Source organism: Micromonospora sp. RB23 (assembly GCF_053585025.1).
The window spans coordinates 915868-939584 of the sequence record NZ_CM132111.1 but is presented as its reverse complement, the minus strand read 5'-3'; the positions used below and the strand labels follow the sequence as shown (position 1 = coordinate 939584).

Annotated in this window: 19 protein-coding genes; 5 read left to right on the top strand and 14 right to left on the bottom strand. The window is 65.4% G+C overall.

Going from position 1 to position 23717, the window contains the following annotated elements; all coding sequences use genetic code 11:
* Window positions 1-255: 255 nt before the first annotated feature.
* From ACTFTM_RS04305 to ACTFTM_RS04280, 6 genes are all read right to left on the bottom strand, one after another.
* Complete coding sequence (locus tag ACTFTM_RS04305; RefSeq protein WP_449564568.1) at window positions 256-1374, bottom strand: XRE family transcriptional regulator; 1119 nt, start codon at window positions 1372-1374, stop codon at window positions 256-258.
* The gene (locus tag ACTFTM_RS04300) at window positions 1371-2072 is read right to left on the bottom strand and encodes a hypothetical protein (protein ID WP_449564567.1); all 702 of its coding nucleotides are present in this window, start codon (window positions 2070-2072) and stop codon (window positions 1371-1373) included. Before ACTFTM_RS04300 ends, ACTFTM_RS04305 begins: the two co-directional genes overlap by 4 nt.
* Before the next feature lie 268 nt (window positions 2073-2340).
* Complete coding sequence (locus tag ACTFTM_RS04295) at window positions 2341-2781, bottom strand: very short patch repair endonuclease (RefSeq protein ID WP_449564566.1); 441 nt, start codon at window positions 2779-2781, stop codon at window positions 2341-2343.
* A gap of 78 nt (window positions 2782-2859) precedes the next feature.
* A complete protein-coding gene (locus tag ACTFTM_RS04290) occupies window positions 2860-3573 on the bottom strand; it encodes a GIY-YIG nuclease family protein (protein WP_449564565.1) in 714 nt (237 codons plus the stop codon).
* A 58-nt stretch (window positions 3574-3631) separates the two neighbouring features.
* Entirely contained in the window at window positions 3632-4810 is a 1179-nt protein-coding gene (locus ACTFTM_RS04285; RefSeq protein ID WP_449564564.1) for a DNA cytosine methyltransferase, read from the bottom strand.
* A gap of 85 nt (window positions 4811-4895) precedes the next feature.
* Window positions 4896-5267, bottom strand: coding sequence for a hypothetical protein (locus tag ACTFTM_RS04280; RefSeq protein ID WP_449564563.1), 372 nt, complete (start codon window positions 5265-5267; stop codon window positions 4896-4898).
* 531 nt (window positions 5268-5798) lie between these two features.
* Between ACTFTM_RS04280 and ACTFTM_RS04275 the strand changes: the two genes are divergently transcribed.
* The 5 genes from ACTFTM_RS04275 to ACTFTM_RS04255 all read left to right on the top strand — a co-directional run bounded on the left by ACTFTM_RS04275 (window position 5799) and on the right by ACTFTM_RS04255 (window position 12587).
* On the top strand, window positions 5799-6644 hold the full coding sequence (locus ACTFTM_RS04275; protein ID WP_449564562.1) for a hypothetical protein: 846 nt from the start codon (window positions 5799-5801) through the stop codon (window positions 6642-6644).
* Complete coding sequence (locus tag ACTFTM_RS04270; protein ID WP_449564561.1) at window positions 6641-7969, top strand: hypothetical protein; 1329 nt, start codon at window positions 6641-6643, stop codon at window positions 7967-7969. The genes ACTFTM_RS04275 and ACTFTM_RS04270 overlap by 4 nt, the downstream gene beginning before the upstream one ends.
* Window positions 7966-9855, top strand: coding sequence for a DEAD/DEAH box helicase (locus ACTFTM_RS04265; RefSeq protein ID WP_449564560.1), 1890 nt, complete (start codon window positions 7966-7968; stop codon window positions 9853-9855). Before ACTFTM_RS04270 ends, ACTFTM_RS04265 begins: the two co-directional genes overlap by 4 nt.
* 76 nt (window positions 9856-9931) lie before the next feature.
* A complete protein-coding gene (locus ACTFTM_RS04260) occupies window positions 9932-10747 on the top strand; it encodes a protein NO VEIN domain-containing protein (protein ID WP_449564559.1) in 816 nt (271 codons plus the stop codon).
* Between the two features lie 397 nt (window positions 10748-11144).
* Window positions 11145-12587, top strand: coding sequence for a PIN-like domain-containing protein (locus ACTFTM_RS04255; protein ID WP_449564558.1), 1443 nt, complete (start codon window positions 11145-11147; stop codon window positions 12585-12587).
* A 478-nt stretch (window positions 12588-13065) separates the two neighbouring features.
* On the opposite strand, the gene ACTFTM_RS04250 is transcribed toward ACTFTM_RS04255, so the two are convergent.
* The 8 genes from ACTFTM_RS04250 to ACTFTM_RS04215 form a co-directional block, all read right to left on the bottom strand.
* On the bottom strand, window positions 13066-13995 hold the full coding sequence (locus tag ACTFTM_RS04250) for a hypothetical protein (protein ID WP_449564557.1): 930 nt from the start codon (window positions 13993-13995) through the stop codon (window positions 13066-13068).
* A 140-nt stretch (window positions 13996-14135) separates the two neighbouring features.
* Complete coding sequence (locus ACTFTM_RS04245) at window positions 14136-15668, bottom strand: hypothetical protein (RefSeq protein WP_449564556.1); 1533 nt, start codon at window positions 15666-15668, stop codon at window positions 14136-14138.
* Window positions 15669-15854: 186 nt separating this feature from the next.
* A complete protein-coding gene (locus ACTFTM_RS04240) occupies window positions 15855-17078 on the bottom strand; it encodes a hypothetical protein (protein WP_449564555.1) in 1224 nt (407 codons plus the stop codon).
* A 163-nt stretch (window positions 17079-17241) separates the two neighbouring features.
* Window positions 17242-17985, bottom strand: a complete 744-nt coding sequence (locus ACTFTM_RS04235; protein ID WP_449564554.1) for a TatD family hydrolase — start codon at window positions 17983-17985, stop codon at window positions 17242-17244.
* Window positions 17986-17990: 5 nt separating this feature from the next.
* Window positions 17991-19349 carry a Qat anti-phage system QueC-like protein QatC gene (qatC, locus tag ACTFTM_RS04230; protein ID WP_449564553.1) on the bottom strand — a complete coding sequence of 453 codons (1359 nt, stop codon included), beginning with the start codon at window positions 19347-19349 and terminating at the stop codon, window positions 17991-17993.
* Window positions 19346-20074 carry a hypothetical protein gene (locus tag ACTFTM_RS04225; RefSeq protein WP_449564552.1) on the bottom strand — a complete coding sequence of 243 codons (729 nt, stop codon included), beginning with the start codon at window positions 20072-20074 and terminating at the stop codon, window positions 19346-19348. Before ACTFTM_RS04225 ends, qatC begins: the two co-directional genes overlap by 4 nt.
* Window positions 20074-22119 (bottom strand): P-loop NTPase fold protein, encoded by a 2046-nt coding sequence (locus ACTFTM_RS04220; protein WP_449564551.1) that lies wholly within the window; start codon window positions 22117-22119, stop codon window positions 20074-20076. Before ACTFTM_RS04220 ends, ACTFTM_RS04225 begins: the two co-directional genes overlap by 1 nt.
* Window positions 22120-22709: 590 nt before the next feature.
* On the bottom strand, window positions 22710-23561 hold the full coding sequence (locus tag ACTFTM_RS04215) for a VOC family protein (protein ID WP_449564550.1): 852 nt from the start codon (window positions 23559-23561) through the stop codon (window positions 22710-22712).
* Window positions 23562-23717: the final 156 nt, after the last annotated feature.

Below are 23717 nucleotides of genomic sequence, written 5' to 3'. Positions count from 1 at the left end.
GCGGCGGCGTGCGGCGGCCTGCAGGCGGCACACGCCGCCGAACCACCCCCACCCGCCAGCTCGGCCGGCCCGGTAACCGTCACCCTCCCGTACGGGCTGACGAACAGTGGGCCTGGAATAGCCACCGCACCAACCAGCCGTCCTCACCCGCAGGACACCGGAGTGACCGCCCCGCCCAGGGGCGGAGTGCCGCAACCTCGAAGGATCATCCCGATCGTCGGCCGGCCCAGCAGGTCCGACGCACCCTCCGTTGCATCAGGACCCTCCTGTAGCCGGCCGCAGTTCGGGCAACTGTTCGCTGGCGGCGTCGATCACCGAACGAGCCAGGGCTGCCGGAAGGCCGGCCTGCGCTGCCAAACTCTCTATCGTTACCCGCTGCGGCCCGAGGAGTGCCACAGCCCGGCCGAGCAGGGAGGGCTGCTCGCGAGGACCCAGGTCACCCGGTTCGGGATGCCCCCACTGGGCGAGCAGGGTCATGCCCCGCCGGTAAGTGTGGTCCCGGTACACGCCCAGGTCGTGACCCCGATATACGAGCGCCTTCAGGCTGATGCCCCAGCGGCGTTTCAACTCGTGCAGCCGGTCAAAGTCCAGGCGGGCCGGCAGTTCCGCGGCCAACGCCGAACTGGGGGCGAGGAACTCGGAAGCGAAGGCCGTGGCCTCCCGCTCAAGGATCTGACTGCCGGGCTCCGCGTCGTGATGCAGCAACAGATGACCCAGTTCGTGGGCGGTGTCCATCCGGGAGCGAGCCCTGTCATTCTTGCCCGGGTTCAGGAAGACGAACGGCCGCTGCCCGTACCAGTGCGAGAAGGCGTCGACCCGCTCCGAGGCGTCCGGCAACGACAGCACGATCACCCCGTGCGCCTCCAGCAGCCGCACCGTGTGCGGCACCGGCCCGTCGTCGAGCCCGAACTCCCGGCGCCCCGCCGCAGCGGCTGCGCGGATATCCTCGGCACGCGCCGGTTCCGGCAGGTCGAGCTGGGGCAGCCGCAGCTCGGGCAGCCGCAGCTGCCGGCTCAACACCTCGACCATCCGCCAGGCGACCTCGCCGAAAGCCTCCGCCTGGTCGCGCTCAGCCTGACTGGTGGTCCGCAGGCTACGGAAGTGCGCACGCCCCGGCGACGTGGGAGCCGGAATGCCGGCGGCGAAGAACTCGACCGGCATCATCAGCGCCAACGCCAGCCGGGCCAACACCGCCGCCGATGGACGGGCCTGCCCCAGCTCGTACTGGCTGACCGCCGCCGCCGTGACCCCGATCTGCCGAGCCAGCTCGTTCTTGCGCATCCGCCGCCACCGGCGCGCCAACCCGAGGGCGTGCGGCTCGAACGCCGCGACGGCCGCGGTGGCCGGGACCGGCGGGCGGATCCCTCCGGTCACGCCGATCGACCGGCGGAAGCACCGAAAGTACGGCCGGCGGCGCGGCCGGGCCGCACCGTCTCAATCGGCAGCTCGGGGATCGGCAGCTCATCGTGCCGCTGCCCCGGCACGCCGGTCGGATCGCCGACGATCGGCAGCGGGGTCCCGACCGTCACCGCCTCGCCGAACCACAGCATCACCTCGAACCACGGCGATCCGCCCTCACGGTTGTCCCGGGGCAGTCCGAGGTACGCCGTCGCCTCGCCGGTCGTGATGTCCCCGGTGTGCGCGACGCGCAGATGCCGCTTGGGCGGCACCATACCGGCGAAGACCTCCGCGAACTGCTCGTCGTCGTCGAAAGCCAACTGGCCGTCGTGGCTGTTCTCCACCGCCCCGCCCAGCCGGGCCTCGCTACCCTCCCACCGGATCGACTCGATCCCACCCTGCAGTGAGTAGAGCCGCACCACGTACCCGGCGCAAAGGACCTCCAGGGAGTTGTCCTCCAGCCGCACCCGCACCCCGTCGACACCGGCGAACGTTGCCTTGCCTAGGTTGGTCAAGTTGCGCCACACGGTGGTGCCGAAACTCATCGCATCGTCGCCGAGCTCCGGCTCGTGCCGGTCCGCGGCACGCCGGTACACCTGCCGGATCAACCCGCCCAGCGGCTCAAGCACGCCCCGCTCATCCAGTACCGCGACCGCGTTGTCCAACAGGCTCATGCCGGGAAATCTAGCCGACGCCACAGTTGTAGTTGCGGAAATCAAGCGGACAACACGCCGGGACTCGAATACCGCTCACCTTACGCGTGCGCACCGATCGGAATTCGCAGCGCCACCATGCGCCGACGCGTGCCCGTGCCGCCATCGGCACCGGCACCGGCAACAAGAGTTGGACGCCGAGTAGGGCATGCGAGAGAGCCGTAGCCGCCACGGCCTAGCCATCTGACGCCCTGTGTTAGCTGGTGCAAGAAGGCCCTGCCCTTGATTCTCATCCTTCAGGCGTAGTGAATCCTCGGCGGCCTCGCACCGACTCGGCGATCCGGCCCGCCGCCGCAACTAGGTCGTCGTGCTCCCACACGACGATCAGCAGCCAACCGGCATCCTCGAGGGCCTGGTGCGTCCGTCGGTCGCGGTCCATATTTCTGGCGAGCTTCTCGCGCCAGTATTTGTTGTTTGCCGTCGGCTGTCGGTGGTGCTGGGGGCAGCCGTGCCAAAAGCATCCGTAGACCTCAACGGCGACGCGGGCTGGGCGGAAGATGATGTCGATCTTGCGGCGCAGGTCCGGAAGCGGTGGAGCGCAGACGCGGTAGCGAAGGCCCTTGGCGTGCAGCGCCCGGCGCAGCGCCAATTCTGGAGCGGTGTCGCGGCTACGGTTGCCCTGCATGGCGCGTCGAGTCGCCGGGCTGGAGGCCCACGACTGATCTGGCATGTCGCTCACCCTAGTCAGAACCGCCTCGAATGCCGTCCGGTGCTCGCCGCGCCCAAGCGCGCCCGTCGTCTCGGTCCGCTACCCGTCCGTGTCGAAGAGGTCAGGGCTGTCGTCATGCTCGAACAACACACTGCCGACGAGACCGGTGACGTCGATGGCAGAGGGGTCGGGTGTAGGTCGGCCTTCGGCATAGGCCAGCCGGACGGCGGCGATGTAGGCCAGCCGGACGCCCTGGATGACCAGCACTCGCCGCAGACCGTCCGAGACCTCACCCCGCTCATGGGCGACCGCAGCGAGCCGGGAGATCGTCTCGGCGCGACGGGCGATGCGGATATCCGGATGCCCCCTCTCACGGCGGATGGCGTCGCTAATGAGCGGAAACCGGCCGGATGTGGGCAGGTCGACGGTCGGTGATACCGGCGGGATTTTCTCGTTGAGGATGGCCTTGAAGCGGCTCTCCCGGATCGCTTTCAAGTAAGCGGTGTACTCGACCGCGTTGAGCCTCTGCTGGGCTGCCGCGTAGTCCGGGTGTCGTTTACCCGCGACCTCTTCGAACTCCCACAGCGGCCACAGTTCCATCTCGGCGACCTCGAAGACGTCGAGGATGCGCATGGCCACAGCGTCGGTGCGCTGGTTGGTCAGGTGCCGTCGCACCCGCACGCGCAACCGCTCGTTGGTCTGGCCGACGTAGATAGGCTCACCGTCGTAGTCGTAGAACGCGTAGCAGCCCCAGCGGGCATCTGACCACTGCCGGCCATGCACGTCCCGTGTGGTGAGCGCCGCGTCCAGCATTCCCCGAAAGTCGCGGACCGCCGGGGCCGGCAGCGTGTTGCGGGCCGGCCGAGGAACGCTAGGCACCCACCACCACCAGGCGTCGCGACTCGGCCGAGCGCAGCTCGCCGCGCACGAGCGGCATCAGATACTCACGGCCGAGCCACGCCACCACCGGCACGCACACCGCGTCACCGAAGCCGAACAGAGCCTGATTCGTGCGCAGCCCGTCAAGGCGGTAGTCAGCGGCGCCCATCAGCTTCGCGTACTCCCGCGGCGTCATCCAACGCACCCGAACCTTGCCCTGCCCAGCCTCGACGACGGCCTGCTTCGAGGACCCACCTCGCGCTGTGCGCAAGCATCCGGAAATGTCATCGGGACGGATCTCCCAGGTCGGCTTCCCGGCGCGGGTGCGCCGGTACGCGGTTCGACGGGAGAGTCCGCGACCCTTGCGTAGGGATTCCAGCCGCTCGGCCTGGATGGGCGACAGGGAGCTGACGAAGGCTTCCTGGCGCTGCTCATCCCACCAGAGCTCGCTGCTGGACGGCACCTTGTCCGCGAGCTCGGTCAAGCCTGTGGTCATCGGCGGCGGAGGCGCCGGCAGCAAAGTGCGGTGAGTCCGCAAACTCGGATCGCCGAACGGCGCTTGCAGCCAGTCCGGCCGCAGCTCGCTGTTGGGGACGGGCTCGTCGGCTGGGGGCTCGAGCGCGCCAACGAGGAACAGCCGTGGGCGTGACTGCGGCACGAAGCGACGGGCATCGAGCGCGAGCACATCCACCGAGTAGTCAAGATCATTGAGGGCGCGGATGGCGGCGGCAAGGTCCTCGCCACCGTGGCTGGTCGCCAGGCCTACGACGTTTTCCAACGCCACGACGGACGGCCGCCGGTCGCCCATCTGCTCAAGCACTCGCACGAAGTGCCAAAATGTCCCTGATTCGCTGCCAGCGAGGCCGCGTCGTGCGCCTGCCAGGGATAGGTCGGTGCAGGGAAATGACGCCCAGGCCAAGGCTAGGTCGTCTGGCATCTGAGCGCCTTTGACGTTCGCTATGTCGCCGGGCTCGTAGGTGTGCGCGCCAACCGGGTCCCTAAAGTGACCCTCGTACATCTCCTTCTTGGCCGGTTCGATGTCGTTCGACCAGGTGACCTCAAAGCCGGCGTCCTCTAGACCGAGGCGCACGAGACCTATGCCGGCGAAGAACTCCGCCGCGGTGGGCTTGGTAGCGCTGGCATCGGAAGGGATCAACACTAGCTCGGTCACGGGTCTTACAGTACAAACCTTACGTTGATCCACAAGCCATCGGGGCTCGCGGGTCGCACGCCGCATTCTGCGTCAGTCGCCACGATCATGGCCCCTCGACCACAAAACGGCTTAATAACGTCCGTTTCACGTGCTTCATCGGTTTTGTGGCGTTCGTACCGATCATCGGGTTGATCTGTTGCGTCATGAGGCGCTTGGCAGGGTTGTGAATCATGATGGCGATGATCACGCCGTCGAAGTTGTCGCGTGGGCTTCGTGGTCGTGAATGAGCTGGCGATGATGGATGAGCCGTGCCCAGACTTCGCTCGAAGGCCCATCGCTGTTCGACCACGCTGGAGATCAGCTTTGGCCCTTCTGGCGATCTTGACGTCATCGCCGGGTGCAGCACCGCATTCGACGCGCCCCCCGTTCCGCGCACCGCGCTAGTTCCCGAGACCAGGACGAGCCGCGCCGCCACACTCTTCAACCTTCGACGGCGAGACCAACACGATCGCCGTCGAGCCAGGTAACGCTGCGAATTCTGGATTCCTGGCTACGCTGCCGCCCGCCCGACACCGATCCCACGCAACTTTCGTCGGCGCTCGTCCGCCAACGACCTCACCACAGATCATGACGGCCGCGTCTCAACACGCCGCTGCCTCCAGCGCAGCTCTCGAGTTCAGAGGACTGACGGTCCCCGAAGGACAGTCCCTGAAGGACCAGGCCCGAAGGTCCTGACGCTGCCGTGCGAGCCGCTGCCCATGGGCCATGGGCCTCGTCATCTTCCTGCGAGCAGGTCAGAAGTAGCTGAGGAACTTTCGGGGGCGGCCCTGGTGCTCGCTCTCAGCCGGCAGCAGACTGTATTCTTCTGTGCCGCAATCGTGACTGTGGGATCTCGGGCTGAAGGGCCCGCAGCAACATGAAAGTCCATGGTCCTGGAATGAGGCCGTCCATAGGATCACCCAACGGCGTGGTCGACGGGGCCGGACATCAGGGGAGGCTAACGACAGTGCTGCCGGACGAAGCTGCACCATGTCGCCATGCGGGGGCGCCGACGCCTGACGCCGTGCGCCGGGTGGACCACCTCATCCAGAACTTGGCCACGGATGCCGAGGTGCTGGCCCGGTACGGACTGACGGCCGAGGAGTATCGCGACGCAATGCCCGCGGCGATTGAAGCAGTGCGGGGCAGCATGAGCGCGAGCAACGCCGGCCGCCGGCAATTTTTGCTCGACATCCTGGAGGCGCTGCTGGAGGCGGGGTTGGTAGACAGCGTCACCAAACCCCAGTACGGCGATGACACTATTTACCGGCTGGCGGTTCCCGGCTTCGGCGACGTGGCGATCATCCAGAAGGGCTGCCCGGACGGCGCGCATAGCAGCATTCGGTGGTCGGTACCGGATTGGGCACGCGAGACGTACCTCTGGTGGCTGTGCGATAGCATGAAGGCCGAACCGGGTGAGCACATCGCTAAGGGCATCCAGCGCATGCGCGGCCGCGTCCTTGACCCGGCCGACCGGACTGTAGATGGCGTCATATTCCACAATCACCTATGTGGCACACCCAAGCGCCGCTGCCCGAAACAGGATCAAGCCGTGCGAATTGGCGGCCTGTTGGTACCCCCGCCGTGCATTTATATCCTGCCCGACAGCAGTAATCCCGATGCACGCGACTTGAACTGGACGGGCACGCAACAGCGCTTCTTTCCCGGGGTCTTGCTCGGCCTATTCGGAATTGAAAGGCAAGCCTTGCCGGCGTATCTGGGGCATGTCGGTTTCCAGCGCAAGAACGGTGAGGTCCGAACCACCATCTCGGCTAGATTCGGCATCGGCCGTTCGACCACCTACAGGAGATGATCCGGTTGCTCAATCCGATGCTGGACCAGGATCGCGTGGCCCTGCTACGGAACCGTCCCCCAACCCGTCATGTGCTGGTCCCGGCCTGGCCACGCGAGCAGAAGGAGCTGCCGCAGATCGAGGTTGAGGTCGCCTGGGTCCGCTTTTCCACGCTCAACCATCGCACCAAGGCCGAGCAGCGCCGTGAGATTCACCATGCTGGCCAAGCTGATCTGTTCAGCGCTGACCCGCTCGGCCCGGTCGCCCAGGAGGCGCAGTACCGCATCCTCACCAGCCAGGAAGGCTTCAAAGAGCTGAAGGCGGACCTGAGGGATCGCGGTCAGCAGGACCCGGCGATCATCACTGCCGAGGGTGTTCTTATCAATGGAAATCGGCGTACCGCCGCTTTACGCTCGCTTTACCAGGACGACGATTGGCTGAAAGCGCGTTACGTCCAATGCCTCGTCCTCCCGGAAGACGCCCAGATCGACGAGCTTGTCGATCTTGAGGCGGAACTGCAGATCGCGCGCGACTTCAAGCAGGATTACTCGTGGGTTAATGAAGCGTTCCTGATCGAAGAACTTTATGACCGCGAGGGCAAGGATTTCGGGCGCGTCGCCCGTCGTATGCATAGCGACGTTGCGAAAGTGCGGGATTTGCACGATAAGCTTCAACAGGTGCACCAGCTAGTTGACCTGTCGAAGGGCGCTCGTCTGCACGTCGATTTTGCCGACAACGAGTCCGCCTTTACTGAGCTGACCGGACATATTCGAAACAAACCCGCGGCCGAGGCTGACAGTGTGCGGGCGGCATATTTCCTCGGGACATTGGCCAACGTTGAGTACCGCAAGCTGCGTCATCTCCGGCGTGCGGACGCGGCACAGCTTATCCATCGCGAAATTGAGCGTGATCCCGCGCTCAAGCCGGTGCTCGCCGCCGCCCGTTCCGCCGAGGCTACCGATCCGGGCGACGACCTGCTGGACGACCTGCTTGGCGAGGACCCACCTGCGCAGCCGCTGAATGAGCTGCTCAGCTTGATTGCTGCTCGAACACCGGATGAGAACGTAGACCTCGGTAACGGGGACAGAGTCTCCGCCCGTCAGGTTCTCACCTCCCTACGTGGCGCAATCGTCGCTGCCGCAGAGGAGGCCGCAGACGAAGTGGCAGACCAGTCAGCAGTCAAGGCTCCATTTTCCCAGGCGGATAAGGCGATCAACGCGCTTCGGCGAATCGGCAAAGATCTCCCAAAGGCTCGGGCTCAGGCTGAGTGGGATGACCACACCTTCGGTCTTAAACTCGCCGAAATCAGAGGTTTGCTGAACGAAATCGAAGGCCGCCAGGCGTGATTTTTGCCGAGCTCTATCAGCAAGGCCGCCCGCTCGTCGTCGTCACCCGCCAGGCCCCAGCCGTCGCTGGGGCTTGGGCCCGCCTGCAGGCATCGATGTCACGAGGGATCATCGGCGGGTCGGCCGACCGCATGGAGGTGCGTGTCGATGTATTTCTGGCTGAACTGACGGCGCTTCGTGAGGTGCGAACGGTCTTCTCGGAGCCGGTTCGGCTGGGCGCAACGCTGCAGGAGCAGATTCGCTCGCTCATCAGTGACCAGAAGCGCCGTGAGGACGTGGCTGCCGGGTCCCGTCCGACGTCGCCCGACACACTAGCGGCCCAGCTAGCGGCAGCGGGCTTCCGTCGCCAATTGCGCGGCTTCCAGCTGGAGAACCTCGCGATGATCCAGCGGCTCCCGCACGGTGCGGACTTCTCCGTCCCCGGTGCCGGCAAGACCACGGTAGCGCTGGCCAATTACACTTTGATGCGAGCTCGCAAGGACGTTGAGCAGCTTCTCGTCATCGCGCCCCTAGCCGCCTTCGAGGCCTGGCGTGAGGATGCTGCGGCATGTTTTGAGAGGCCGCCACGCATCGCGACCCACGCTGGGGCTGTCTCAATCGATAGCGACGTCGAGGTGCTCTTGACTAGCTACAACCGCGTCGCCTCCGACTACGACCGCATCCGGGGGTATGTCGGCCGCCGACCCACCCACGTCATCCTCGACGAAGCTCACCGGGTGAAGCGTGGAGCCCAGGGAGTGCACGGCCGCGCGGTGCTTGACCTCGCCTACGCCGCTCAGCGCCGTGACGTCCTGACCGGCACCCCAGCCCCTCAAGGTGCCTTCGACCTAATCGCCCTCATGCGCTTTCTCTATCCAGGACAGGACCAAAAAATTCTGCCGGCGAGCGCTTACAACGAACGCGCGGGTCGCGACGACGATGTGCTGAGCCAGACCAGCGCCGCGATTCAACGCTACTTCGTCCGCACGCCCAAGTCACGCCTTGGCCTGCCCGGCACCACTTTCGATGTGACTACGCGAATGATGAGTCCTATCCAGCAGGCGATTTATAGCGCTCTGCTAGGTCGTTATCGCGGCGACTTCGAGCTCGACCGCCCGACCCGTCGGCAGTTCGACAGGCTCGGTAGGGTCGTCATGTACCTATTGGAGGCCGCGACTAACCCGATGCTGTTGGTCGCCGGCTCGGACGACGCCGACGAGCTTGGATTCATACACCCGCCGCTTGCCCTAGACGGCAGCGAGCCGCTCGCCGAGCTGCTGGCCCGGTACCGAGACTATGAAACGCCTTGGAAGTATCAGCATGTTAAAGCGATGGTCGAACAAGCACGCGAACGTGGCGAAAAAGTAATCGTCTGGTCTACCTTCGTACGTAACATCCGATCGCTTGCCACGCACCTCAAGAGCTTCCAGCCGGCCATCGTGCATGGAGGAATTCCCACGCGAGATAGCGCGCCGAACGGGGCGCTCAGTCGCGAGGCAGAGCTGGATCGCTTCCGACACGACCGAGACTGCCACGTCCTGCTCGCAAACCCAGCTGCCTGCGGTGAAGGCATCAGCTTGCACCACTGGTGCCATCACGCCATCTACCTCGACCGGACCTTCAACGCTGGCCACTTCCTGCAAAGCCAAGACCGCATCCACCGGCTCGGGCTCAAAGACAACGTGACTACCCGGTTTACACTGCTGCTCAGTGAGGGAAGCATCGACGAGACCATCAACATTCGGCTGCGTGAAAAGATCATTGCACTGTCCGTCCTAATGGACGATCCGGGCTTGGTTCGTGTGGCTCTTCCTGAGCCGGACAACGACACGCCCGAACAGCCGGCAGCCTCAGACGATCTAGAGGCTATCGCGTCGCATGTTAAGGCACGGCTCGATGCTGCCTAAGCGCGGTGTAGCTCACGCGGTTCTGCTCCTCTGTCATGCCGCTCACCTCGCACCGCGCCGCGATGTCGCAGACTGGGTGGGTGCCGCCAGTGCCCAAGGTGGCTTTATAGCGGTCGCCACGGATTTGACAGCGCATGCGGAGCGCATGCTGGCCGTCGGGCTCGCCAAGCAAACCAGGTCGATTGTTCTAGCGCCTCCGCTGGCCGGGATCGCGAGCATAGCTAACAGTGCAACCTTGCGTCATATTGCCCGGGTGCTGTTGACCTACGACGAGCCTTCCTGGCTACGCCTCGCGGTGTCGCCCCACCGCGTTTCCCGCGAGTATATTCCTACAAACGTCTTGCGGGACTTGGAATGGCTTGATCCCGAGCTCGACGACATACTTCTGGACGTCGTCCGCTCAGTGAGCCCTTCCCGTGAATCCGAGTTCGCTAAGCGAATCGGGGATGCCGCCGAGGCGGTTATCCTGGCGGCGCTGCGAGCCGACGGCCGGAATCCCACCCACGTGGCACCCATCTCCGATACATTTGGCTATGACATCGAGTGCAGCGGTCCGCCCGTGCTTCGCGTCGAGGTCAAAGGTTGCAGCGTCAACACCCGCGGCACCTTTCACTTGAGCCGTAATGAGTACAACAAGAGCGTCGTTTATGGTGACGAGTGGATTCTCACTCAGGTCGTCTTCAAAAGCGAGGCTTTTGTCGCGTCGGTTCTTAAGCCAGCGCATATCGCTGGCGTCTTCGAGGTCAGCGCTCGGGATGTCGCTTCGGTGGTTCCATCGGATACTACTGAATTTGTATGGACCGAGTCGGCGGTGATCACCCCACTGCCTACTGCGTGGCGTCCCGTCTCCTTTTCCCTCGCTGACGTCACCATGCCAGGCCTTGCACGCTGACTCGGATGAGCCACCGCAGGCGGACGAATTCTCCGCACCTCAAGCTTGCCGCGAACCGATCAAACGCGTCTGATCTGAGGTATGGCGGTGCGGCAGTATTTGAACCTGCGCCGCCGCTGGGACCGTCTAAGTGCAACTCAGCGTTTACTGGTCATGCCGTGCCAGTTGGCACAGGTAGCGCTGCCGTAGGTGGCCTGCCGGCATCCGAAGGCGCTCAAACTGCAATAGTCAGAGTTGATGCGATATCGAAGTCACCATGACCAACCATAGTCGGCCGACGCCCTACCTCTGCTCGCAGAAGCGAAGCCTCAATATAAGGCTACCTAGTGCGAGGCATCGGGTCGACACGCATCGACACAGGCTCGACGTGAAGCTTGGAGAAGCGTAGTTTGTGCCCGTGAGCGATTCACTCGGCATCCCCGATCCAGGCAAACTAGGACTTCATCAGGCCTTCCGCGCCTGGACAAATCCGGACGTAGGGGGCCCTTCCTTTGGCGGCTTGGTTGTTTTAGATGCAAGTGCTCTGCTTCACCTGTACAGAGTAACCAGAGCAGCAAGAGAGCAGGTGTTTGCGACTCTCAAGAATGTCGAGGATCGCCTGTGGGTTCCGCACCAAGCTGCGACCGAGTTCCACCGGAACAGGCGGGGGGTGGTCGAAGGCAAGATGGCTCAGTTTCGGGACATGCGATTGACGCTTTCGCAGGCCAGTGCCGTTGCTGTATCGAATCTGAAGAAGTCAGTTCAGCGCCTGGTTGAATTTAGGCAGTACAACATGGCAGGCAGAGACTGGGCCCCACAAGTAAATGGACTGGATGAGAAGTCCATTCACGACAGGCTTGTCGGCCTCATGGATTCGGCTTTGGCGGAGCTGAAGGCGTTGCAGGATGAACATGACATCGGTCCCGGCGACATCGGGAACGAAGATCCGATACTTCAGCGGCTCGACCTCCTCACGCGAGGCAGGATAGGGAGGCCGTACTCGCAGCAACAACTGACGAAAATCGTTAGCGACGCTATCGATTTCCGGTTCCCGAACGAAATTCCTCCTGGCTACAAGGATGCGGGGAAAAAGTCTCCGTACGGCGCCGCAGGTGATTACGTTTTCTGGAGGCAGGTTCTCGATCGAGCTTCCGAGGAGCCTCGGCATAAACTAATTACCTTGGTGACGAATGACGTCAAAAGCGATTGGTGGATTTTCGACAGAAATGGGGAGCCGATAAGGCCTCGGCCCGAACTTGGCCAGGAGATGTTTGAGTGCACAGGCGCGCAATTGCGGCTGTTGACCCTTTCTGGATTGCTCGGAACAGCGGCCACCAAATTTCCGGGCAGCGTCAGTGTTGAGACGGTGCGTTCAGTTCGCAGGTCCGAAACAATGACTCGGATTGCCGAGACAGTGAGCGTTTTGCGTGCTACCGCTAGCGAGGCGCTGGACCCAGATTTGCAATCCCTGCCACCATTTGAATTTGAACAGCTTGTTCTGGCACTTCTAATCGCGATGGGATATCAGGACGCCGAGTCGGTCGTAGATAGCTCAACTTCGGGCTATAGCGTTCGAGCGGCACATCCTCATTCGAATCTCGCCAGCGGAATCACTCTAGTGGCGATCGAACGCAACTCGGAGCCGATTGAGAGCGAGAGTATTCACGCACTCATGCAGGCAATGCAGAAGCATGCGGCCGAGTCTGGGATGGTGGTGACCACAGGCGAGTTTTCACAGACGGCCAAAAAGGCTATCGGCGCTTGGGATATACAGTTGATTGATGGTCGCCGGTTGTTGAAGCTGCTGCATGAGTACCTAGAAATAGGGGCTACCATCTCAACGCTCCCCGAAGGGGAGTGAGTGCTTCCGCGTCCGATTGCATGGTTGACAACCGCAGCCCCTGCTGCGCCGGGTGCACGCCCACCGCCATCGCCTGCAAGTCGGCACCAGTGCTGTCGACCAGCGACATCGCACCGGCCTCCGCGAACCCATGCAGCACTATGGCATCGTAGAGACGAGAGCCGCTGAACACGACCGATGTGCAGATCACCGCCCGGGCGTTGGCCCCCGGCTTCGCCGGCGTCACCGTGGGGTTGGCTCGCACACGAAAACTGCTCGGGCAAGCTTGCTCCAGGGCTGACAGCAGCTACTGGGGTTCTCTGGTGCGGCATCGCAGTCGATCAGCGCCGAGCCGCAGCGGCCGTCGCCGCGCTCACGCCGGTCGTAGCCGCGCTGACCGCCGTCGACGACTATGTCGTGCAGCCGGATCCGCAGTCGATGACACGCGACGGCTGGTTATGGCGGCGTTGCAGCGAGGTCAGCGTGGTCCGGCGGGGTTTCACCACCAGCGGCGCCTGACCTTGATCTCGCGTACGGGCATCTCGGAGGGGTGTAGGGGGCGTTCGACGACGGGGCGGATCGTGTGGGGTGTGATGCGGTCGCGTTCGTGTTCCTCGGCGAACCGGGCAGCCTGATCGTGTTCGCCGAGGTTGTCTAGGGCCTTGAGGAGGTCGGTTATCAGGATGTCGAGGCGGTGGGTTTCGGCTTCGGCGGCGAGGAACCGTTCGTGGTGGGTGACTGCCCGGTGGCCGCACCACTGGCGTAGTAGTTCGTGGCGGGGTCGGTCGTGGCGGCGGTACCAGTTGTACTCCCATTGCGGTGAGGTCGAGCGGTTGTCGCGGCCGACGCGGTGGGTGCCGCCGAACTTGCATTTGTGGCGGGACTGGGCTTCCTGTTCGATGACAAGGTCGAGGACCTGGGTCGGATGGGCGCGGCATGCGGCCTCGACCAGTTGGAGGGTGCCGGCCGGTGACAGGATGGTCCGGCCGTCGTGGTCGAACCATTCAGCTGAGGCGAGGATGTCGTCGATCGGGCCGTCGATGATCTCGCTCAGCCGGGCCCTGTCGTGGATGTCGGTGGCGCATGACACCGGGGACCAGAGCAGTTCGGCTACGTCATCGCTGATCAAGAGGCCGAAGATTCCCTCGACGCAGGCTTCCTCTGTGCGATCGAGGCTCTGATCGTCGATGCGTTGCCAGCTGGCCATCAGCGCGTCGAAGGTCCCGACCTCGCTCCACGGCACCCGCAGCCGCGACCCGGGGACCTTCTCCACCCGTTCGTCGGGGTCGTCTAGGAATCTGATCTCGAGGCGGGCGCTGGTCTTCTTCGGCTCGACGGCCAGGATGCGGACACGTTCGGACGGTCCGTGGTCCGACTGCCGGTACGCCCATTCGTCGCCGACGGTGAAGCGGGAGGGGTCGATTCTCATCCAGCCGTCCTTCGGGTAAGCGTCGCTTGTTGGGTGGTACCGGGTCTTGCTGGCGGTTCGCGCCGCGATGGCGGCAGGTCCCGGCGCAGGCTCGTGCGCATCCGGCCGGAGCGTGGTGACGGGTGAGTTGTCGACGCACTTCAGGCCCCGCGGTCGAGCAGCCCGCGGTGCCACGATTCCGGCTGTCGGCGGATGCCGGCGTGGGCCTGCCGGTCGTGATCAGGGCGGTGCTCCTTGCGTGGCCTGTGAGGGCTCCAGTCACCGAGGAACGGCCGCAGGTCGTCGGGTCCGGGTGCGGGATTGTAGTCGACGTCAGCCAGCACGCGGGGATTGCGGATGGGGTCGATCCGGTCGGCGGCGGCCCTGCCCCACGCGACCCAACTGGCGAGGTACCCACCGGCGCCGGTGCGTCCCTCGGCCGCTTGTTCAAGGGCGGTGCAGAACGCGCGGATGTCAGCTGCGATGGTCCACGCCTGGTAGGCGTTGCGGAAGGTTTCCGCGCGGATGTTGTCCGCGGCCCGGACGCGGGCGTCGGCGATCGCGGCGTGCCATTGGGCGAGGGTGGCCTCCTCCTGCCGTCTGCGCTCGGCTGCGGCTTCCTCCTGCCGCCGCCGGTGTTCGGCCGTGGCCTTCTCCCGCGCGGCTTCGGCTGCCCGCTGTTGCTGTTCGTCGGCGGTGACGCCAGCCTCGAACTCTTGGATGATCTGCGCGACGCGTTGTTCTAGACGTACGCGTGGGGTGTCGGTCCAGGTGTCCCGGTTGTCGTGTCCAGCTCGGGCGATCTCCAGGCGGAGCCTGCCGGAGTCGACGACGTCGAACTCCGCGGGTTTCATCCACGGCCGCAGGCGCAGTACCTTCAGCTCCTCGGCGGTGGGTTCGTGCGGGACCTGGTCGCGTTCCTCGGTCAGGGTGACCGTGCGTCGGACCTGCCCGGCCTGGAGGAACACCCGCGGGTGTTTCGCCTTGGTGTTGACCCCGAGCCGGTGCCCACGCCGGGCCGCCTCGCCGGCGAGCTGCCGGATCAGCAGCAACGCCCGGGGCAGTAGGTCAGGGCTGACGGCGAGGTTGGTCGCATCGGTTTCGAGGGCGCTGAACGCCAGATGCGGGTCGGTGGTGACACGTCGGGTGTTGAGCCGGATCCGGTTCCAGTCGGTCTCGTCCGGATCGGCATCGATGTAGAGGCGGATGACGATGTCGCCGGCGTCGCGGCCAGTGTGGCGCAGATGGTGACCCGATGGCACAAGTCCCTGCTGCTTGAACGCGTGAATGATCCGGCGGTACCGGGCCCGCGTTCCACTGTCGGGACTCTCGATACGGACCATGCCGTCCTCGTGCTGTAGGCGGTCGAGCAGTTCGCGAGCCGATCGCAGCAGGTCCACCGACGAAGCGCCGCTGGCGGTGCCGCCGGATGCCGGCGTCTCGGACCGCGGGAGGGAAGCACGGTGGTCGGGATGATCGGGATGGTGGCCATGCTCAAGGTAGAAGCGACCGGCATCGGTCGAGCACGCCCTCCAGACCCCTGCCTTGCGTGTCACCGTCACCAGGTTCCGGTCCTGGAGCGCACGCGCCGACCGGCGGTACTCGACGCCGTCCGGGCCGCTGAGGTCATCGCCGCCGTGGATCCGGCGAAGCAGGTCGAGCTGCCGCTCATTGAGCGAATCCCATCGCTGCACCCACCCGACACTAAGGGGCACGGCCTACTCGATCGAGCTGGACACGGCCATATCAGGCAGCCCGGTCTGAAGAACGAATCGAACTGTCGGCTCAGCCTGAAACTGACCCCTGGTTTCGGAACCCCCCGAACGAAGGCGCCAAGGTAAACCCGCGTTGACACCGAACAGGATCCGGCTTCCTGCGATCTACGAGCCTGTAGACGGGTGGCCCCTCGACTCTTTTGGCCGGGAGAAGCGGGCGGGCTCGTCGTGCGCGATCAGGCTGTGCGGTGTGATGAGCGGGGCGACGCTGGTTGCGAGTGCGGCGCCGACTTCTGCGGTGGATGTGGTCAGGCCTTCGTGAAAGTGCGCCACTGCGCGTCCCGCCCCGGCTACGAGGTCGGCGAGTTGGATCGACGGATGATTCGATGAGTCACCCCGTGCCAGCCCTCGCGGCCTGACGCCAGTCCAGAGGTTTCGGAAGTCTGGGTGACCCGCCGTCATGGCCTTCCACAAGATGTCGATGCGGTCGTCGGTCATGACCTTGTGGGCGTCCATGAGCAGGCTTGCCGGCCCGATTTGCCGTGACCACTCGTTGAGCACGGCGGGCATCGTCGGGATCAAGGGTTCCATCGCCAGGAGAAAGTCCGGTTCAAGCATCGTCTTCTGCAGTTCATCAGCCTGCGCGCGGCACCGTAGCAGCATGTTCAGGATGTCCGTGATCGCTCGGCGATGCGATCGGCGTTCGGCAGCATCGAGTACCTGGAACAACTCGGCTACCTCGACCAACGCCTGTCCTCGGTTGCGGATGCCGGCGAAGCGGACGAACACTCTGATCACTTCGTGGAACATAGGTGCCCCAAGAGCACGCGGGCCCTCTTCAATCAGCTTTTGTGCGTACCGCCGAGCCTGGTCGTCCGCGTGCAGGTCCACCCCGTTTTCGTGCGCATACTCTTCAAGCAGCAAATCAATGATCTTGGCTGTGACGAAGAACCGCTTGTCGATCATGAAGATGCTCGCCCTGCCGGCAAGCATGCCGCCGGGCCGCAGCGCTCTGGCGAGCACCTCAAGCCGCCGCTGGTTACCGCCCCGGGCGAAGTGGCTGAACTTCAGCTCACCGGCCTGCTTGATACCGGCGTCGCGGCGCAGCAGGGCCAGCACCGTGGCGGCGTCGCCGTCGTCGATGGCGACCGAACCGATGGTCATGTACGGCTCGGTGGCCTGAAAAAGGGCCTCGCCATCCCAGCCGGACTCGTCTGCGGCGATCCACCGGCCGTCCGACCCGCCGTCCGTCGTTGGAGCGTTGCGGGAGTACTTGACGTAGTCAGCACCAGAGAGGCCACCTCGCGTGGCTGAGGTACCGGGGACCGTATGGACGGGAGGGCTGCCATCGGGGCCGGTCGGATCTGCCGTGCCGGGCGAAACTGCCACGCAGCCCATTCTGATGCCTTGGCCCAACGTTGAACATCCCGAAGGCGGAGCAACCCGGTCGGAGAGCGGCAGTCAGGCGCTCCGTGGGGTCACGCTACTCAGACTGTCGTCTTGGCCGGCTGCCCAGGGCGGAGCGGACGTTTGTAGGTGCTCGGAATCGACTTCAAGCCGACTCGGGTCGGAGCATCGCGGCGAGCCGTTGCTGATTGGAAGCGACCTGCGCTAGGGCGGCTTCGCGGGGAAGGCCCCAGACACCAGCAAGGTGTTCGGCGACGGCTGGTAGGTCTGCTGGGTGTGCCGGTCTCCCGGCGCAGCGGGCATATGGTCCGTCGGTTTCGAGTACGACATGGCGCGGAGGGATTGTCCGGAGCAGACCACCGGCCCGGGATGACCGGATCATGGCAGGATTCACCGAGAACCAGAGTCCGCCGGTGACGGCTTGCTCGGCGACGGCGATGGATCCGGTGTACCAGTGCAGGACGGCGACCACATTCGTTTGGAGCAGCCGGGTGACCGTGTCGCGTTCAGCGCCACGGCTGTGCACGGTGATCGGTTTACCGAGGACCGCGTCGATCGCGAGCAGCGCCTCGAACGCTTCCATCTGCAGCGCCTTTGTAGCGGCGCCTGCCTTGGAAAAGTCGAGCCCTACTTCGCCGACCCAGTCGGCATCCGGCAGCAGGCGGCTCAGCCGGTCCAGGTCACGGCGGTAGTGGGTGGTGACGCGGAGGGGATGCAGGCCGACACCAAGGTGGATGCCATCTCGCCGGCCGAGCCGGGTGCGGAGGAGCCGGAAGCGTCCGGGATCCTCGGTAACCGCGACGACGTGGACATCGGCCGCTTTGGCTTGGTTGAGCACAGCGATCGGATCCGAGTAGACGTCGATGTGGCAGTGGGTGTCGAGAAGCATTGGGATCACGAGGCGCCCAGCAGGGCAGCGAGACCGCCCTTGGCGCCTTGTTCGAGCCAGGTCCGCAGTTCGACCAGACCCTGACGCCAGACGCGGAGGAATGCGGCCCCTTCGCCGCGTGGAAGCGGCCCGTTGCGCAGGATGTCGCGGTCCGGGCGGTCGGTGAAGGCACCGCTAATGATGGCGCGGAGGTCTGCCCCGCGCCGGGTACGGGGATCAAGGAGCGCGCCCTCGGCAAGCACATCCCAAGCGTAGGTGTCAGTGTCCCAGCCGACGTGAGCCAGTGACGCCCGGCGGATGAGGCACGGAAAGCAGTAGCCGCAGTTGCCTTGGGGCCGCTTGGCGTACCGAGCGGTTTCGGGGTGGGCGCAGGAAACGCTGAGCGGGGCAAGCCGTCGCAGGAGGCCGGTGTTGCGCGACTGGGCGAGTATCTCGCCTTTCGTGGCCAGCCGGTAAGGGTTGATCACCAGGTTTGGCACGCCGACCGCACTGCTGGCTTCGGCGAGCAGGTGCATGAAGTGCGGGTGGGTGGTGCGGGTGCTGAGGCTGCCGGCGCGTGCTCTGGTAAGCGGGACGTTGATGCCGATGAACCCGTTTTCTGGCACGTACACCGGCACGTCGGGCCCGGTCGCGGTGGCCATCGCCAGCGCGGTGGACAGGAACAGCAGGGACCGCGACCGGGTGGTGTTCTCCCGTCCGGTGGGCAGCGGGCGGGCTTGGAACTGGTTCGACGGTGCGGGGCGCAGGTAGAGGCGACGCGACGTGATCCGCTCTCGGCCATAGTGAGCGACGAGCTCACCCAGCAGGGCGATCTGGGCGGTCGACGCTTGGCCGCCCTCGTGGTGTGACAGCAAGCAGAGTCGTCGCTGCGGGTGTTCTTCGAGGAGGTCGATGACGCCGCAGAGAGAGTCCAGGCCGCCGGAGAACAGGCAGATGCCGTCGGCTTCGAGTCCCACCGGTCGGTCGTCTCTGGGAACGCCTGGCACTCGGGCGAGTGGATGGCGGCGTTCGTAGTAGGGCTCGATGTGCCAGGCGTCGCCGGTCAAAAAGCCCAACGCTGTGTGCCACTTGGCGCTGACCCAGGCATCGGTGTCGGCGACAGGCATCCGCAGTTGCAGGGTGCGGGTCCAGGCATCTGCGGTGGGGCGTCGGCGGGCGGTTCGGTCAACGCAGTAGGCGCCGGCGCCCAGCAGCATGAGGTCGGCGCCGGCGCGGGTGGGTCGCCAGCCGGCGAAGAAATCCGGCCCTCGCTCCCCGGTCTGCATTGTGGCCGCGCGGTTGCCGGGCGCCCAGTCCAGAATCCGGACGTCCGGTGAAGGCGGCAGGGGACGGGCAAGGTCGGTACGTAGCAGGTAGGAGGTCACTCGTCGCTCCCATCCAGAGCTTCCAGCGTCTCGTAGACCGCGCCGATGGTGTCGTCGGCGATTTGCTGGCCCTGCGATCCGGCCCAGTCGATAGTGAACGGGTCCTTAGGCAGGCGCAACGCCACCAGGTCGGTGATGAGTTGGCGCATGTCCGCATCGGCCTGCCGGGCCGCCTGCTGGTCGGTCAGGCGCCCGAGCCGTTCCGCGATCACCGGCATCCGGTTGTAGATGTAGCGAGCCAGGAACATCTCCAGCAGGGCCTGCATGTCGTCGCGGGTGACGGTCGCCGCGGCAAGATCCTGCCAAGTGTCGGCATCGGCGAAGACCTCGTCCAGCACGTCGCACGCCGCGTCACGCGCCGCCTGCGAATCTAGGTCGTCACCGTCGCCAGCGAGCAGCGTGACGAGGCCGTCGAGAACGTCGAACCGGTCCCGGCCGACGAGCTCGGCCAGACCGAGTGACTCCAGCGTTGGCGCCAGTCCTGGGCCGCCCATACCGGCGAGCAGACCGCCAAGGCGTTGCATCCCGGCGCGACCGGCGCTGGCCGACCCGGCAGCCGCACCGGCACCACCGAGCACCGGAACATGCCGAGCCAGGACCCGTAGCGCGCGGTCCCGCTGCCGGACATCGCCCGAGCCGAGCCCGCGCACGTAGGAGGCGGTGGCGTACTTCAGCGGCGTCCAGGCGCCACCACTGCCGGGTGTCCGGTCGGCGGAGGTTCCCATCAGCGACCGCTCTGCGCCGCCAGCCGACGAGCGGTCGCGACCGCCCGCTCTAGCCCGGAAACACCGCTGCCCTGCCAACGATCGAGCAACGCCACCACGGCCGGGTGACCCAGCGGAAGGTTCCGCGCCACCGACGCAACCCGCTGCGCCGGCACGGCACTCACCGGTACCTGCATCAGCGCCTCGCACACGATCTGAACAACGTCGGGAATGCGCGCCACCAGCTCGGCAGCGGCGGTGAGTGCCAACCCGGCGGGGTTGCGGACGACGGTGTCGAGCAGCGCCGACATCAGCTGCTCGCGTTCCTCGACGTCCAGCGTCGTGACCGTGTTCACCGCGGCCCGCCGGGTCGCAACGACGTCGGACTGCAGGTTTGCCAGCAGCTCCTGCAGGCGAGGCGCCAGTCGCGCCGCCACCACACCCAAGGACAGTTTGTCCCGCGCGTAGGTGAAGTACGGTCGCAGGTCGTGGCCGGCCAACGCCGGCTCCAGCAGCAGCCATGCCCGCATGTGCTCCCGCCCGACCCACTCGGCGACCTCGGACGGCAACCGTGGTCCTGGATCAGGATCCGCACCACGGCGAGCCCGCACCCATGAGCGCGGGACGGTCGGCGGGTTAGACCCTTCGGCGTCTGAATCGATTCGGTCCGGCCCGTCTGCTGGCGTGTCCGGTTGATCGCCATCGGCTGGGTATGCCGAGCCACGAACGTGAGCCTCGGCCAGGCGCAGTTGCTCGACCGTGCCCGTGGCTGCCATCTGCCAGTCGAACAGCTTCTTGAAGTCGCCGAAGTGCTGTTCCTCCAGTACCAGCAGCTTGGCGATCACGGCCGGGTTCAGGTTAATCGACCGCCGCTGCGCACTGCGCAGGCGCAGCATCACGTTGTTGAGGAACCGCTTGAGCTGCCGTGGATTGCCCCGCAGCCCGCCGGTGAGTGCAGGCGCGATATGTCCCGCCCACATCAGGTCGTCGACCAGCGGCTTCGGCAACTCCTCGACGCCGAGGCATGCCTCGGCAACGCCCAGGTTGAATCCGACGCCTAGCGGGTTCTGCACCCGTCGTTGCCGCACCGTCTCACGAACGGTGGTGAACTGCTCGTCGGCCAGCCACAGCTCGGCCAGCAGCAGGTTCATGTAAGTCTCGGCCTCGGCCGCCGACAGAGCGGGGATCGTGACCTTCAACTGCAGCATCTTCTCCAGGTAGTCGGCACCGATGCCGCTTCCGTCGGCCCGGCGCAGCTCCGGATACCGCGAGTCGATCGCCGACTCAACCACCAGTTGATGCGCAGCGACCACGAACGCCGTCTTCGGGCTGTTGAGGAAGAGCCGCACCGCCTCGAACGTATCGACCACTGACTCGGGTAGGCATCGGTCCAGGTCGTCGATGAGCACGACGACGGCGCGCACGTGTGTCAGGTTGCCGACCAGCGTGGCGAACTGCTCCTTGAACGCGCGGACCTCGCCGGTCGGATCGACCCCTGCGCTGCGCTCGGAGTCGTTCGGCGGATCCTGCAGTGCCTGCTCGCCCGCGCCGGCCGCCGCGCCGAGAATCGATGTCCCGGCCTGCACCAGTTCTGGCGACGCCAGCGACGGGTCGACGAATCCGGCCATCCCGGACAGCGCCGCGGGTGCCGTGGTCAGCGCCATCCGCCCAAACGCGCGGCCCCGCCCCCGGAAGGCTCGAAGCCTCCGCCGCAGCCAAGACACACGCTCCTGCTCCTTGGTGTCAGTGACCTCGCGTTCCAGGCGGTCGAGGACGGCGGCCATCAACGCCACCTTGACGTCGTCGTAGTCCTCGTATTGCCACGGGCTGAACTCGACGCAAACGTAGTGACCGGGCTCGTCGCCGTCGCGCAGCGCTTCGAGCTCGGCATGCACGATCTTCAGCACGCTGCTCTTGCCGGACCCCCAGTCACCCAGCAGCCCGATCGTCAGCGGCAGCAGCCGCGGCTCGGTCAACGCAACGAACAACGAGTCGACCACGAAGTCGAACCCGAGCAGGTCCTCGTCGGTCTCGTTGTCCGCCCACATCACAACCTCCGCCAGCACACCAGCGTGCGTAGCCGCGCCACACGAGCGGGCAGCACTCATCTATACACGGCGGGCCGGCGGACAGCCAGCGGGGCACCGAACTCACCGGTACCAGCGCCGTCGGCACCTCGTCCGGTTGCTGAACTGCCCCGCCACCCCTCCTGCACACCGCCGCCGAAGCGCGGGTCAGGCTAAGACGAAACCAGACACCGAGTCGAGCGCAGGACGTCGCAAGAGACCGAACAAAGGTCGATGGGAAAGTGGAGCTGAGCAGCCCTTATGCACGTCCGCTGAGCTTCAGCAGGCGATCACAGCGGCACGCACGTGCGACCAGCGCAGGACGCCTGGAAAGAGAGAAGCCGCAGGTCATCAGCCTGCGGACACAAACGGAGCGTCGGGTTAGGAAACCGATGCTCTATCCCCTGAGCTACGAGGGCGCGAGCGCCTAGTCTAGCGACCTTGGGTTCACCCGGCGTGGCAGGGACTGGCCCGTTCGCACCCATGTCCCCCGCACCCGTGTCCGCCCAGCCCAGGACCACACGCACAGCACGCGGGGTACGTCGCCGCCGGGCCCCGGCAGCGTTCCGGGGCCCGGCGTCACCCGGTCGTCAGCCGTTCATCTTGGCGAGGTGCCGCTCCTTCGCCTGGGCGAACACCTGCTTCACCGGGTCGAGCGCCTGGACGAACTCCAACTGCTCACCCTCCGGGCCCTTGCAGTAGATCAGCGCCCAGCCGTTCGACTTGCCTTCCTTGATCTTGTTGGTGTTGGAACTCGCGGGCGCGGCGAGACGGGCAGGTTCGGTGCGTACCGTCACGACCCGATTGGCCTTGACCTGGCTCATGCCGCGCCGGGCGCTCTCGGCCTCCAGGTCGGCGATGAACTTGTTGAAGTCCACGTCGTCGCGGATGTGGAAGCAGATGTGCATGGAGCGCGGGTAGGCCGGGCTCATGTGGTCCCGTGGCTGCGCCCAGCTCCGGCCGGTCCCCTGCGGCTGGTTCGCATCGCGGTACTGCAGGAGTTCGATCACCACGTTATCGAACTGCACGAACCGTACGTCGAGACGTTGTTGTCCACCGGCCAGATCCGGGACTCCGATCGACTTCGGATCGACCTTCTGCTCGGCGGCGAGGATCTCCTGGTCGGTGAGGATGGTGTTGTGGATTTCCTGGCCCTGGAAGTCGCCGTCCCGCATCACCTCGGTCCCGCCGAGCACCTCGGTGTAGAACTCGAAGGCACGCTCCATGTTGTCGACGGTCAACCCGAAGTGCTGGATGCCCTGTAGCCGTAGGCCGAGCGCGACGCCGTCCGGGTTCGGCCGGGACAGTGTCGTGGGCGACGCGGTCGGAGCGGCATCACTCTTCGAGGGCGAGCAACCGGCCACAGTGGCCAGTGCGGCGCCTGCGCCGGCCACCGCGAACAGGCTTCGCCGAGAGATCTTCGACGAGATCACTTCTTTCACCCTGACACTCCTTCGACAACCGCGTACGGATGCCTGTGAGCGTGATCGCCGTGAATTGACGGCTACTTTATTTCCACTTGAACCGGGAACCCGGGAGAACAATTGCGAATAGCAGGTTTGAACAGCTTGAACATTGGGAATTGCTGTACGTTTTCC